14 protein-coding genes and 1 pseudogene are annotated in these 12,610 nt (G+C 68.0%); 9 read left to right on the forward strand and 6 right to left on the reverse strand.

What is annotated here, in order from left to right:
• Positions 1-36: 36 nt before the first annotated feature.
• From G6N09_RS10490 to G6N09_RS10500, 3 genes are read right to left on the reverse strand one after another with little or no spacing between them, the layout of a single operon-like run.
• A complete protein-coding gene (locus G6N09_RS10490) occupies positions 37-840 on the reverse strand; it encodes an exodeoxyribonuclease III (RefSeq protein ID WP_179959908.1) in 804 nt (267 codons plus the stop codon).
• Positions 841-862: 22 nt separating this feature from the next.
• Positions 863-1,783 carry an N-acetylglutamate synthase, CG3035 family gene (locus G6N09_RS10495; RefSeq protein ID WP_234806888.1) on the reverse strand — a complete coding sequence of 307 codons (921 nt, stop codon included), beginning with the start codon at positions 1,781-1,783 and terminating at the stop codon, positions 863-865.
• Between the two features lie 9 nt (positions 1,784-1,792).
• Positions 1,793-2,386, reverse strand: a complete 594-nt coding sequence (locus G6N09_RS10500; RefSeq protein WP_083022618.1) for a peptide deformylase — start codon at positions 2,384-2,386, stop codon at positions 1,793-1,795.
• Between the two features lie 174 nt (positions 2,387-2,560).
• On the opposite strand from G6N09_RS10500, the gene G6N09_RS10505 reads away from it, so the two are divergent.
• The 7 genes and pseudogenes from G6N09_RS10505 (at position 2,561) to G6N09_RS19680 (ending at position 6,826) form a co-directional block, all read left to right on the forward strand.
• Positions 2,561-2,869, forward strand: coding sequence for a nucleoid-associated protein NapA (locus tag G6N09_RS10505; RefSeq protein WP_083022619.1), 309 nt, complete (start codon positions 2,561-2,563; stop codon positions 2,867-2,869).
• Between the two features lie 66 nt (positions 2,870-2,935).
• Positions 2,936-3,406, forward strand: coding sequence for a LytR C-terminal domain-containing protein (locus G6N09_RS10510; protein WP_109558782.1), 471 nt, complete (start codon positions 2,936-2,938; stop codon positions 3,404-3,406).
• 9 nt (positions 3,407-3,415) lie between these two features.
• Positions 3,416-4,126, forward strand: coding sequence for a superoxide dismutase[Cu-Zn] (gene sodC / locus G6N09_RS10515; RefSeq protein ID WP_083022621.1), 711 nt, complete (start codon positions 3,416-3,418; stop codon positions 4,124-4,126).
• Positions 4,104-5,273, forward strand: coding sequence for a glutamate--cysteine ligase (locus G6N09_RS10520; RefSeq protein ID WP_083022622.1), 1,170 nt, complete (start codon positions 4,104-4,106; stop codon positions 5,271-5,273). Before sodC ends, G6N09_RS10520 begins: the two co-directional genes overlap by 23 nt.
• On the forward strand, positions 5,270-5,911 hold the full coding sequence (locus G6N09_RS10525; RefSeq protein ID WP_083022623.1) for an LON peptidase substrate-binding domain-containing protein: 642 nt from the start codon (positions 5,270-5,272) through the stop codon (positions 5,909-5,911). The genes G6N09_RS10520 and G6N09_RS10525 overlap by 4 nt, the downstream gene beginning before the upstream one ends.
• A gap of 123 nt (positions 5,912-6,034) precedes the next feature.
• Positions 6,035-6,382: pseudogene (locus G6N09_RS20390) on the forward strand (bleomycin resistance protein); the annotation flags it as partial.
• Positions 6,383-6,826 carry an SRPBCC family protein gene (locus G6N09_RS19680; RefSeq protein ID WP_197745927.1) on the forward strand — a complete coding sequence of 148 codons (444 nt, stop codon included), beginning with the start codon at positions 6,383-6,385 and terminating at the stop codon, positions 6,824-6,826.
• Positions 6,827-6,828: 2 nt separating this feature from the next.
• Here the strand turns inward: G6N09_RS19680 and G6N09_RS10535 are convergent, their stop codons facing one another.
• A complete protein-coding gene (locus G6N09_RS10535; protein WP_083022625.1) occupies positions 6,829-9,021 on the reverse strand; it encodes an AAA family ATPase in 2,193 nt (730 codons plus the stop codon).
• Between the two features lie 80 nt (positions 9,022-9,101).
• Here G6N09_RS10535 and G6N09_RS10540 point away from each other — a divergent pair, with 80 nt between their 5' ends.
• Both G6N09_RS10540 and G6N09_RS10545 read left to right on the forward strand, forming a co-directional pair.
• The gene (locus G6N09_RS10540; protein WP_083022626.1) at positions 9,102-10,355 is read left to right on the forward strand and encodes an HNH endonuclease signature motif containing protein; all 1,254 of its coding nucleotides are present in this window, start codon (positions 9,102-9,104) and stop codon (positions 10,353-10,355) included.
• Positions 10,356-10,435: 80 nt separating this feature from the next.
• Positions 10,436-10,990 (forward strand): chorismate mutase, encoded by a 555-nt coding sequence (locus G6N09_RS10545; protein ID WP_083022627.1) that lies wholly within the window; start codon positions 10,436-10,438, stop codon positions 10,988-10,990.
• Between the two features lie 7 nt (positions 10,991-10,997).
• On the opposite strand, the gene pssA is transcribed toward G6N09_RS10545, so the two are convergent.
• Together pssA and G6N09_RS10555 are read right to left on the reverse strand one after the other, a co-directional pair.
• On the reverse strand, positions 10,998-11,900 hold the full coding sequence (gene pssA, locus G6N09_RS10550) for a CDP-diacylglycerol--serine O-phosphatidyltransferase (protein ID WP_083022628.1): 903 nt from the start codon (positions 11,898-11,900) through the stop codon (positions 10,998-11,000).
• On the reverse strand, positions 11,897-12,604 hold the full coding sequence (locus tag G6N09_RS10555; RefSeq protein ID WP_083022629.1) for a phosphatidylserine decarboxylase: 708 nt from the start codon (positions 12,602-12,604) through the stop codon (positions 11,897-11,899). The genes pssA and G6N09_RS10555 overlap by 4 nt, the downstream gene beginning before the upstream one ends.
• Positions 12,605-12,610: the final 6 nt, after the last annotated feature.

Raw genomic sequence — 12,610 nt, forward strand, 5'->3', positions numbered from 1 at the left:
TAGAACTGAGACATTCATAGAACTGAGACGCGCCAATCAGTCCCGCCGGATCTCGACGAGCACCGGCGCGTGGTCACTCGGGGACTTGCCTTTGCGTTCGTCACGGACGATCTCGGCGTGCGCTACCCGAGACGCCAATGCAGGGGAGCCCAGGATGAAATCGATGCGCATGCCCTGCTTCTTCGGAAACCGCAGCTGGGTGTAATCCCAGTATGTGTAGACCCCGGGCCCGGGAGTGAAAGGTCGCACCACATCGAGGAACTTCGCGTCGGCCATCGCCTGAAACGCCAAGCGCTCGGGTTGCGAGACGTGTGTCGCCCCCTCGAAGAACTCCATACTCCAGACGTCGTCGTCGTGTGGCGCGATGTTCCAGTCGCCCACCAGTGCGATCGGTGCCGTGGGGTCGTTCTGCAACCAGCCCTCGGCGGTATTACGCAGCGCGGCCAACCAATTGAGCTTGTAGGTGTAGTGCGGGTCGTCGAGGGCGCGGCCGTTCGGCACGTACAGGCTCCAGACCCGCACCCCGCCGCAGGTAGCCCCCAGCGCCCGCGCCTCCACGGCGGGATCGGCGTCGGCCTTGGCCCAGCCGGGCTGGCCGGGAAACCCGACTTCGACATCGTCCAGCCCGACCCGCGATGCGATCGCCACCCCATTCCACTGGTTCAGGCCGACATGGGCGACCTCGTAGCCCAATTCGTGAAACGGCAGTGTGGGGAATTGGGCGTCGGTGCACTTGGTCTCCTGTATGGCCAGGACATCGACGTCGGCGCGGGCCAGCCAATCGGTCACCCGATCCACTCGGGTCCTGATGGAGTTGACGTTCCAGGTGGCCAGTCGCAGCGCAGTCACGCAGCCACCCTACTTAGCCGCTCAGTGACCGAGCGTCGATGTAGCCGGTGCGGTGTTGGCCGGCGAATCCGGCTGCTTCGAAGAACCCGAATGCCGCCGGGTCGGTGGTGGGGACGATGGCGTAGCCGCGGGTTGCGCCGCGGTCGGCGCCCCAGGCCGCCAACGCGGCGCAGATCCGTCGGCCGTGCCCGCGCCGGCGGTGGCCTTCGGCCACCTGAACTGCCGTCAGCCCGAGCCAGCGAGTTCCCTCTGGCCCCTCGGTGACGCTGCCCCTCCCGATGGCCACACCGGGAATCGAGGCAAAGACCACGTGGCCGTCGATCACTGCGGTCAGCACCTCCTGAGGAGCTGTCGCGCCGTGGTCACGGGCGAAGGTCAGCCAGGCGGCGTCGGGTTCGGCGTCCATCACCATGTCGTCAGACGCCGTCCCGGCGGTGACGTCGCACACCAAGGTTCGGGTCTCATACTGGAGCGCAACGCCCGCCGGCATCCGTAGCAGGCGCTCCGGCACCGCCAGGTACGGCGGCAGACCGCGCTGCGCGTACCAGTCGCGGATAGCCGGAATGGAGCTCGGATGGGCGAACATGTCCAGTGGCACAGCCGAATTGGCGGCGAGGTCGGCGCCAGGTCCGGCCCGCAGCAGCCAGCCGTCGAGCCATTGGTTTTCGCTGCCCGGCCAGGCGAGCGCGGCGGCGTGTTCGACGGAACGGATCGCTGAGTTCTTCACCGGCCGATCGGTCAGTCGTCGCACGTACAACACATCGGCGTGCCGACAGTCGTGGACCACCCCGTCGGCCGAGCGCACCCGAACCAGCGGCCCGGTGGCCACCAGATGCCCGATCACGTCGCCCATCGGTGGCTGGGAGCCGGGAGCGCGCAAGTAGCGCAGACTCACCCGGACGCCGATCTCAGGCAGTTCGGGGGGCTCGGACACGCGGGCTCGTCAGTGACCGAACGGATCGGGCACATCGCCCGGGATCCACGACAGGCCGGGCACGCCCCAACCGTTGGACTTGACCGCCCGTTTCCCGGCGCGGGCGTTGCGGCCCACCAACATGTCCAGATAGAGCAGGCCATCGAGGTGGCCGGTCTCGTGTTGCAGCATGCGGGCAAACAGTCCGGTGCCTTCCAATGTCACTGGGCTGCCATCGGCGTCCAACCCCGTGACCCGCGCCCACTCCGCCCGGCCGGTCGGAAACGACTCGCCGGGCACCGACAGGCAGCCTTCGTCGTCGTCATCGGGATCGGGCATGGTCTCGGGCCGCTCGGAGGTCTCCAGCACCGGATTGACCACGACTCCGCGACGTCGCGTGGTGGAGCGGCGGTCGTCGGCACAGTCATAGACGAAGACCCGCAGACCTACCCCGACCTGGTTGGCGGCCAAGCCGACGCCGTTCGCGGCGTCCATGGTCTCGTACATCGTGGTGATCAGCTCGCCGAGGTCAGCGGGCAGGGATCCATCCTCGGCGACGGGCACCGGGCTGGTCGGGGTGTGCAGGACGGGATCGCCCACAATGCGGATGGGAAGGACGGCCATGACCGCAAATCTTAGGTGCCCGCCGCTGGTCGACTGCAGCGGCCACGGCGACGCGCGGGGCCGGCTCCCGATTCAACACCGCCTGGCGTGATTCAATATTCGCGCAGAACACGTCGCCGAAAACAAGCGAACGTTTGCAGCGAGTGAACTTTCCGGAAGGGTCCAGGAAACGATATGGACGGCGCCATGGCGCAGACGAATCGCTCAGGGGACGATTCGGAACTCACCGACGGCCTGAGCCGTCGCGAACACGACATCCTGTCCTTCGAGCGGGACTGGTGGAAGTACGCCGGCGCCAAGGAAGAGGCCATCAAGGAGCGCTTCGCGCTGTCAGCGACCCGCTACTACCAGGTGCTCAACGCGCTTGTCGACCGTCCCGAGGCCCTGGCTGCCGATCCGATGCTGGTCAAAAGGCTGCGCAGGCTGCGGTCCAGTCGTCAGAAGGCTCGCGCCGCTCGTCGGCTCGGTTTCGACATCACCTGACCGCCTCAACACCGTGATTGTCTGGCGTTTATTGGTTATGGCCCGCTCCTCGATACAGTGGGCGCAATGAACGACCACGTTCCCGACTCCACCCGACTTCCGCTCCGGGCCATGGTGATGGTGCTGCTGTTTTTGGGCACCGTCTTTTTGCTGGTCGGTTTCCAAGCCCTCGGTTCGTCGGGCAACGACGACGACGCCGACCGCGCACCGACTGCCCAGCCGGTGACCACCGTCTCGGCGTCGGCCACCCCGGAACGCCCGGCACGCAGAACCGACGTGCGGGTCTTCAACATCTCCGAACAGGCCGGACTGGCCGGGCACACCGCAGATCGGCTGCGTGAAGCCGGCTGGAACGTGACCGAGGTTGGAAACCTCGAAATGCCCGAGGTCACCCAGACCACCGTCTACTTCAGCGACGCCGAGGGCGAGCAGGATGCGGCCCGTTCGGTGGCCGACGTGCTGGGAGCCGTCGTGGAGCCACGCATCCCTGACGTGGCCGAGCAACCACCGGGCGTCATCGTGGTGGTCGCGGGTTAAGCTCCTCGCATGGTCACAGGTCACCGCAGAGCTCTTACCGCCGTCGTCTTCGCCACCCCGATTGCGTTGCTCGCGGCATGTAGTCCCCCCAACCAGGTGCCGTCGGACGTTCCCGGCACCACGCCCGCAATCTGGACCGGTTCGGCGGCGCCGTCGGCCGGGGAGTCCGAGTCGGGTGGCCCGGGTGGCTCGGACAATCTGGTTGCGCACCTGACGACCCCCGACGGCGGCCAGGTGGCCACCGCGACATTCGAGTTCAGCAAGGCCGGTGGCAAGGAGTTCGCCACCGTCACGGTCCGGACCACCAGCCCGGGTGTGCTGTCTCCCGGTTTCCACGGTCTGCACATCCACGGCGTCGGCAAGTGCGAGGCGGACTCGGTGGCCCCCAGCGGTGGGGCCCCGGGGCCCTTCCTGTCGGCCGGCGGCCACTTCCAGGCTCCCGGCCACAGCGAGCACCCGCAGAGTGGCGATCTGACCTCTCTGCAGGTGCGTTCGGACGGCAGTGGTCTGCTGGTGACAACCACTGACGCGTTCACCAAGGCTGAGCTGCTCGCCGGCGACGGGACCTCGATCGTCGTCCACGCCGACGACGACAACTTCGCCAACATCCCGGCGGACCGCTACACCCAGGTCAACGGCACGCCCGGCCCGGACCAGACCACGCTGACCACCGGAGACGCCGGAAAGCGGATTGCGTGTGGTGTTATCGGCGCCGGATAGCCCGCCGAACAGCTGGGCTTCCTCGCGGTCCGAAGCCCGCATCGAGTTCGCTCGCAGTGCCCGGCCCACCCTCGGGGTGGAATGGGAGTTGGCCCTCGTCGATGCCCAGACACGTGACCTGAGCAACGAAGCCAGTGCGGTCCTGTCCGAGCTCGGCGAGAACCCGCGTGTGCACAAGGAATTGCTGCGCAACACCGTTGAGCTGGTCACGGGCATCTGCGACACCACCGGTGAGGCGATCGACGATCTGCGCCAGACGCTGACGACGACCCGCCCGATAGTGCACGCCCAGGGCATGGAACTGTTCGGCGCCGGCACCCACCCGTTCGCCCAGTGGTCGGCGCAGAAGCTGACCGATGCCCCCCGCTATGCCGAGTTGATCAAACGTACTCAGTGGTGGGGTCGCCAGATGCTGATCTGGGGGGTGCACGTCCACGTCGGGGTCTCCTCGTCCTACAAGGTGATGCCGATCATTTCGTCGCTGCTGCAGCACTATCCGCATCTGCTGGCGTTGTCGGCGTCCTCGCCCTGGTGGGACGGTCATGACACCGGCTACGCCAGCAACCGCGCGATGATGTTCCAGCAGTTGCCCACCGCGGGTCTGCCGTTCCAGTTTCAGACCTGGGCGGAGTTCGAGGGCTTCGTCTACGACCAGAAGAAGACCGGGATCATCGATCACACCAACGAGATACGTTGGGACATAAGGCCTTCACCCCATCTGGGCACGATCGAGGTGCGGGTCTGTGACGGGGTGTCCAACTTGCGCGAACTCGGCGCCCTGGTGGCCCTGACGCACTGCCTGATCGTCGACCTTGATCGACGGCTGGAGGCCGACGAGAGCCTGCCCACCATGCCGCCCTGGCATGTGCAGGAGAACAAATGGCGTGCGGCGCGCTACGGCCTGGACGCCGAGGTCATCCTGGATGCCGACAGCAACGAGCGGTTGGTCACCGATGACCTCGACGACTTGCTCAATCGGCTGGAACCGGTTGCGGCGCGTCTGCACTGCGCCGACGAGTTGGCGGCGGTCGCCGACATCTATCGGACGGGCGCGTCGTACCAGCGCCAGCGCCGGGTCGCCGAGGAACACGACGGCGACCTGCGTGCCGTGGTCGATGCATTGGTGGCCGAGCTCGACATCTCATGAGGGAACTGCCGATGTTTCCGCTGCAATGGGTGGTGCTGCCCGGCGAAGACCTGACGCTGCGGATCTTCGAGCAGCGCTACACAGTTTTGGTCGCGGATCTGCTGAGCAGTGACGACCCCCGCTTCGGGGTGGTGCTGATCGCCCGCGGCCGCGAGGTGGGCGGCGGTGAGCAGCGCCACGACATCGGCGCGACGGCCACCGTCACCGAGTGCGGCGACATCGGGGACGGCCGCTACGTGCTGCGCTGCCGGGTCGGGGAGCGCATCCGGGTGCGTCAATGGCTGGCCGACGACCCCTACCCGCGAGCCGACGCCGAGCCGTGGCCCGATGATCCTTCGGATCAGGTGAGCGATGCGCAGTTCGGTGCTCTTGAAGAGCGCATAGTCGCGTTGCACAAGCGCATCGCCCAGGCCCAGCGGCGGTGGCTGGCACCGGGGCGAGCGAATCTGCTGGGTGGTCGGCGGCTGCGCTCCCAGGACCCCGTGCAGCGGCTGTACTCGCTGGCCTGCCGCGTCCCGATGGGGGAGGCCGACCGCTACGCGGTGCTGGCGGCGCCGTCACTGTCGGCGAGGTTGGCGGCGCTGCACGAGGCGATCGAGAACGTCACGGCCCGAGTCGAATTCGGCACTCCTCGTTGACTCTGCGTCCACGGCGACAAAGTTCGAGTAGCCACCGCCCTAGGCGCAGAGTGAACGCACGGCCAGTCGACATTCAGCAAGGCGCGGGTCCGATGGCCGCCGTACGCTGACGCTATGGCTGACATCGAATTCACCTCGGTCGCGCCGATCATCCCGGTGCGCGATCTCGATGCCGCTCTGGATCGATACCGCCGGCTTGGGTTCACCGCCCAGGCCTACACCGGGCCGGCCCGATACGGATTCGTCGTCCGCGGCGCGGTATCGCTGCACCTGACCGAGTGGGCGGAACATGATCCATTGCGTTCGGCCGCCAGTGTGTACCTCTACGTCGACGATGCCGATGAGCTCTACGCGCAATGGTCGACTGCCGGGGTTCCGGGCCGCTTTGTTGGGCCGGCCGACACCGACTACCAGCTCCGGGAATTCGCGTTCGTTGACCCCGACGGCACTTTGCATCGGGTCGGATCACCGTTGCAAGCCACCGTCGTGCGTGCCAGCCGGGTGATCGGGGCGTCCGCGGCACGGATATTCGAGTTCATCGCCGATCCCGCCCGACAACCCCGTTGGGACGGCAACGCGAATCTGGCCGACGCCGCTCCCGGTCAACGCGTGCATGCCGTCGGAGACATCTTCGTCATGACGCTGACGATGGGAACTGTCCGGGAGAACCACGTCGTCGAGTTCGAGGAAGGACGGCGTATCGCCTGGCGTCCGGCGGAGGCCGGTCTGCAACCGGCCGGCCATCTGTGGCGGTGGGAACTCGAACCGTTGGGGCCGGCACGTACTCGGGTCACTCATACCTACGACTGGTCGTCGTTGACCGACCCGAATCGTCTGGCGCGGGCCCGGGCCACCACCGTCGATTCGCTGGAAGCGTCCCTGTCACGGCTGGCGACTTTGGTCGAGGACTCCTGACGTCAGCGGTTGTCGGCGAACGCGCGCAGTGCGTCGACCTGAGCGGGATCCAATGAGGGACGGACATTTTCGCGGGCCGCGGCAACATCAGCCATGGTGACATCGGCGGCGTCGATACTGCGCCGCATCGCCGTCAGGGCCGCTTCACGCAGCAGCGCCACGCAGTCCGCGGCGCTGTAGCCTTCCAAATCGTCGGCCAGCGCGTCCAGGTCCACGTCGTCGTGCAACGGAACCGATTTCCCCGCCACCCGCAGGATCTGGCGCCGAGCGTCGGCGTCGGGGGGCTCGACGAACACCAGCTTCTCCAGCCTGCCCGGCCGGGTCAGAGCCGGGTCGATCAGGTCGGGACGGTTGGTCGCACCCACCACCACCACGTCACGCAGCGGGTTGGCGCCGTCGAGTTCGGTGAGCAGCGCGGCCACCACGCGATCGGTCACCCCGGAGTCGAAGCTCTGGCCGCGCCGCGGCGCCAGGGCGTCGATCTCGTCGAGGAACACCAGCGACGGCGCCGAATCGCGGGCACGCTGGAACAGGTCTCGGACCGCGCGCTCGCTGCTGCCCACCCACTTGTCCATCAACTCCGCGCCCTTGACGGCGTGCACGCTGACCCGGCCGGATCCCGCCAGGGCGCGCACGATGAACGTTTTTCCGCAGCCGGGCGGGCCGTAGAGCAACACGCCGCGCGGCGGGTCGATCCCAAGGCGGGTGAAGGTGTCCGGGTGCTGCAGCGGCCACAGGACGGCTTCGGTGAGTGCCTGCTTGGTGGCCACCATGTCGCCCACGTCGTCGAGGGTGACCGAGCCGACGGAGATCTCTGCGGCCGCCGACCGTGACAACGGACGTATCACGGTGAGCGCCCCGACCAGGTCTTCCTGGATCAGCTGGGGTTCTTCGTCCGTGTCACTGGCCCGCGATGCGGCCCGCAGGGCCGCCTCACGGACCAGTGCGGCCAGGTCTGCGGCTACGAAACCCGGTGTGCGTTCCGCGATCTCACCCAAGTTCAGCTCAGCGGTGGGAATCGAGATGAGCAGGGTCGCCAGGAGTGCCGCTCGGGTGGCGCCGTCGGGCAGGCTCAGTCGGATCTCTCGATCGCACAGTTCCGGCGCCCGTAGCCGGGAATCGACATGATCTGGTAGCGCCGACGTAGCGACGAACGCCACCCCTTCGGTGGCGACCAGGTTGCGCAGCTCGGCGAGGATCAGCGTTGCCACCGGCTCCGACGGTTCGGGTAATAGGGTGTCGACGTCGGCGATCAGCAGCACGCCGCCGCCGTCGCCGACCTGCGCCGCGGCCGAGCGCACCGCCGCCAACCGCTCGTCGGCGGCCAGCGCCCCGATCTCCGGGCCGTCCAGCTCGATCAACCGCCGTCCCTCGCACACCGCGCGAACCAGCGTGGTCTTGCCCACCCCGGCAGGGCCCGACACCAGCACGCCGAGATTTGTTCCGGCGCGCAGCGCTTTGAGCAGTTGGGGCTCGTCGAGCGCGAGCTTGAGCCACTCGGCGAGTTTGGCGGCCTGGGCCTCGCAGCCCTTGAGTTCGTCAATGGCGATCCGGGCCGGGGCGACCGGTTTGGCCACCGTGGCCACCGGGACCGTCGAGCCGTCGGCGAAGGTGACCAGCGAGTTGGGCTGCACGCTGACCGGTCCGCTCGGGTCCACGCCGGTGACGGTCAGCAACTCCGAGGTCCAGCTGATCCCCACCGCCGAGGCGAGGGCCTTGGTGGCTGACGACGTCGAGGTGCCGGGTCCCAGGTCGCGCGGCAGCAGCGAGACGGCGTCGCCGACGCTGAGCACCTTGCCCAGCAGGGCCTGGCGCAGCGTGGTCGGTGACAGCGTCTGGGAAGCCAGGGCCGAGCCGCTCAGCGTCACCGACCGGGCACCGTAGACCGTTACCGCGGCCACCACCACTTCGGTTCCGTCCCGCAGGCCGGCGTTGGACAGCGTCACGTCGTCGAGCAGCGCCACCCCGGTCGGGGCGTCCGCTCCGGTGAGCCCCGCCACCGCCGACGTGGTGCGGGCGCCCGTGAGAGCAACCGCATCCCATTCCCGGATACCTAGGGCCGCAACAACTTCGGGATGAATCCGGACCACGCCGCGGCGTGCGTCGACGGCAGAGGTGTTGAGCCGGGCGACCAGGGTCAGGTGCCGGGAGGCGTCGACCCGGGGGTCTTCTCCGTACTGTTCGGAGGAACTCACCCGGTCAAATTACGCGGATTTCCTCGTGCGTGGCAATCGACGTGCCCGGACGTGTCGTACCCCTCTGCAACCCTGATGACATGTCCTCGATCGCAGCTTCAGCTAGTGCTGAGGTGCTTCCGGCTGCACGGCTTGAGGTGCTCTTCGCGGAGCTGGCCGAGTTATGTGGTCAGCGCAACGCGATCGATGGACGCATCGTGGACATCGCCGCCGAGATCGAGCGTGAGGAGCTGTGGGGCGCGACCGGAGCGCGGTCTGTCGAAGCGCTGCTGGCCTGGAAGACGGGTGCGTCAGCGAGCAACGCCCACACCATCGCGACGGTGGCCCACCGGCTCGAAGAGTTTCCCCGCTGCACTCAGGGCATGCGAGAAGGTCGCCTGTCGCTGGATCAGGTGGGCGTCATCGCCGCGCGCGCAGCCGACGGCTCCGATGAGCACTACGCGCAGCTGGCCGGCGTAGCCACCGTCGACCAGCTGCGCACCGCGATCAAGCTCGAACCGCGTCCCGAGCCCGACCGCAGGCCAGAACCGGCGCGATCGCTCACCAAAGTCACCGACGAGCAGGGCAGCTGCTGGCGAATCAAACTCGATCACCTGGACGCGGCCGAATTCGATGCGGCACTGCAGTCTCATCTGGATGCCCTGATGGCCCAGTGGAAACAGGACCATGACCAGGACGGCCGCGCAACGGATCAGGCGCCCCCGTTGCCGACGACCGCTGATGCGTTCATGCGTCTGGTCGAGGCCGGATGGGACACCGAGACCGCTCGCCGGCCCCATGGCCAACACACCACCGTGGTGGTGCACCTCGACATCAAAGATCGGGCGGCGGCGCTGCACCTGGGGCCAATACTGTCGAAAGAAGAGCGCCAATATCTGCTGTGCGACGCCGGCTTTGAGGTGTGGTTCGAACGCAACGGTGAGGTCATCGGCGCCGGCCGCGCCATCCGCGCAATCAGCCGTCGGCTCCGCCGAGCCCTTGAGCACCGCGACCGCTGCTGTGTGGTCCCCGGTTGCGGCGCCACCCGAGGGTTACATGCGCATCACATCCGACATTGGGAAGACGGTGGCGAGACCGAGTTGGCAAACCTCGTGCTGGTCTGTCCTCACCACCATCGGTTGCACCACCGCGGTCTCATCACCATCACCGGCCCCGCCAACCGTCTCACCATCACCGATGCAGAAGGCCAACAACTTCACCCCGCGCCGCTGGGTCGCCGACCGCACAATCCCCCGCCCACGGTGGCACCGTCCCCCGGACCGACCGGCGAACGCGCCCAATGGTGGTGGTACCAACCCTTCCAACCACAAGCACCACCGACCATGCCTAACTAACAAGTTCCGGTGCGGATCGGCCGCGAAGGAATGCGGGCTCGGGTCTGGGCGCTCACCGATCAAGGGTTTGAATAGAGCCCATGCGGTCACACATGCTGACGTCGGTGCTCTGCGCGGTCCTGCTGCTGGCCCCTCCGGCCAGGGCCGACGGCGCATCCTCGTTGTCCGACCTGGTGGACGCCGCTGCCCAGCGGCTTCAAGTCGCCGACGACGTGGCCGCCATCAAATGGCAGACCGGAGCGGCCATCGAGGACCCGGCGCGTGTGGAGCAGCAATTGGCGAAGTTGGCCACCAAGGCCGCAGGCGAACGCCTGGACCCCGAGTACGTGCGCCGGATCTTCGCCGATCAGATCGCCGCCACCGAGGCTGCCGAGTACTACCGGTTCGCGCAGTGGAAGCTGAACCCCGCGGCCGCGCCCTCCACCGCGCCCGAATTGGCCGCCTCGCGGGCGCGCATCGATGGCTTCAACCAGGTCATGCTGGCCCAGATCGGGCAGCGCTGGGAGCTGCTGCACTCACCGGAGTGCGCCGGCGAACTCGCGCAGACCACCCGGACTGTCAGCGACACACGGCAACTCGACGAGTTCTATCGGCGGGCTTTGTCCTCGGCGACACAGGATTACTGCGCCCGGTAGGGGTGACTCAACGACCGGGCTTGCGCAGTCGCAGGCGGGCCATCGACTGGCCATTGGGCCGGCGGATGCCCCGCCGTACGCCCGGGCGACGGCCCGGCTGGGCCCGGCGAATCGCCCGCCGTGCGGCCCTGCGCTCCTTGGGTGCGTCCTCCCAGGCCTCCGGGTGTGCAGCTACCCAGCGCTGACTGCGGACCGAGAACGGGATGGTGCACAGGTACAGCCCGATCAGCACCAGCACCAGCACGTAGGGGAACAGGAAGGCCGCCGCGGCCACCAGCGCCAGCACCGCGAGCAGGACCGCAGCCAGGTGCGGCGGCACCGACACGGCGTGCATCTTGCGCATCGGGATACGGCTGACCAGCAGCATCGAGGTGCCCACCACCCAGATGCAGGTGAACCACTGCGACGTCCACCAGCCGTCACCGAACTGCAGCTTGGCGGCCAGCAGGCCCATCAGGGTGATCGCGCCGGCCGGGGCGGGCATTCCGACGAAGAACTCCCGGGTATAGGCCGGCAGGGTGGCATCGTCGAGCAGGGTGTTGAACCGGGCCAGCCGCAGCACCACACACACCGCGTACAGCAGGACCACGATCCAGCCGGCCGGCTGTGTCGACAGCAGCGTCACATAGATGACCACCGCGGGCGCCACGCCGAAATCGACGGCGTCGGCCAGGGAGTCGATCTCGGCACCCATGCGAGACTCGGCGTCCAGGATGCGCGCCACCCGGCCGTCCAGGCCGTCGAGGATGGCGGCGGCGGCGATCAGTGCCATCGCAAGGTGCGGCTGTCCGTCCAATGCGTACTTGATCGAGGTCAGGCCGGCGCAGATCGCCAGCACCGTCATGGAACTGGGCAGGATGTGCAGACCCACCGGGCCCCGGTTGCGCGCCGCGGGGGCGTGAGGCGTCATGACAGGATGGCCAGCACGGTCTCGCCGGCGACCATGCGCTGGCCCACGCTCACCAGTGGCTGCGTGCCCACCGGCAGATACACGTCGAGTCGTGAGCCGAACCGGATCAAGCCGTAGGTGTCACCGATCGCCAGGTGATCGCCGGGTCGGGTGTCGCAGATGATGCGCCGGGCCACCAGACCGGCCACCTGAACCGCGATCACCTCGGCGCCCTCGGCGGTGCGGATCCGCACGCTGTTGCGCTCGTTGTCCTCGCTGGCCTCGGTGCGATCCGCCGATCCGAACCGGCCGGCCCGGTGCAACACCTCGACCACTTCGCCGCCGATCGGCGCGCGCTGCACGTGCGCGTCGAAGACCGACATAAAGATGCTGACCCGCGGCAATGGTGTGTCGGGAAGATCCAACTCCGGCGGCGGGGCTGCCGTGTCGACCAGGCAGACCTGCCCATCGGCGGGGGCCACCACCGCACCGGGGCGGGTGGGCGGCACCCGATGCGGATGCCGGAAGAATCCGGCGCTGGCGCCGGCGGCCAGCAGCCCGGCCCCGCGCACCCAACGACGCTTGCGGCCCAGCAGTGCCACGCCCAGCGCGCTACCGACGAACGGCAGCCCCGCGCTGTGCATCGGCGGCACTGTCGAGCGCACCAGCTCGATCAGGTGTCGGATTCCGCCGGGATCATCTGCTGCGCGGGGGCGTCTGGCCATTGGGCC

It is taken from the genome of Mycolicibacter minnesotensis (assembly GCF_010731755.1).
GTDB classification, from domain to species: Bacteria; Actinomycetota; Actinomycetes; order Mycobacteriales; family Mycobacteriaceae; genus Mycobacterium; species Mycobacterium minnesotense.

Excerpts from the sequence above, each read along its gene's own strand:
- pssA (WP_083022628.1), bottom strand. The coding sequence starts at position 11,900 with ATGACGCCTCACGCCCCCGCGGCGCGCAACCGGGGCCCGGTGGGTCTG.
- G6N09_RS10510 (WP_109558782.1), top strand. The coding sequence starts at position 2,936 with ATGAACGACCACGTTCCCGACTCCACCCGACTTCCGCTCCGGGCCATG.
- G6N09_RS10540 (WP_083022626.1), top strand. The coding sequence starts at position 9,102 with ATGTCCTCGATCGCAGCTTCAGCTAGTGCTGAGGTGCTTCCGGCTGCA.
- G6N09_RS10545 (WP_083022627.1), top strand. The coding sequence starts at position 10,436 with ATGCGGTCACACATGCTGACGTCGGTGCTCTGCGCGGTCCTGCTGCTG.
- G6N09_RS10525 (WP_083022623.1), top strand. The coding sequence starts at position 5,270 with ATGAGGGAACTGCCGATGTTTCCGCTGCAATGGGTGGTGCTGCCCGGC.
- G6N09_RS10505 (WP_083022619.1), top strand. The coding sequence starts at position 2,561 with ATGGACGGCGCCATGGCGCAGACGAATCGCTCAGGGGACGATTCGGAA.
- G6N09_RS10500 (WP_083022618.1), bottom strand. The coding sequence starts at position 2,386 with ATGGCCGTCCTTCCCATCCGCATTGTGGGCGATCCCGTCCTGCACACC.
- G6N09_RS10555 (WP_083022629.1), bottom strand. The coding sequence starts at position 12,604 with ATGGCCAGACGCCCCCGCGCAGCAGATGATCCCGGCGGAATCCGACAC.
- sodC (WP_083022621.1), top strand. The coding sequence starts at position 3,416 with ATGGTCACAGGTCACCGCAGAGCTCTTACCGCCGTCGTCTTCGCCACC.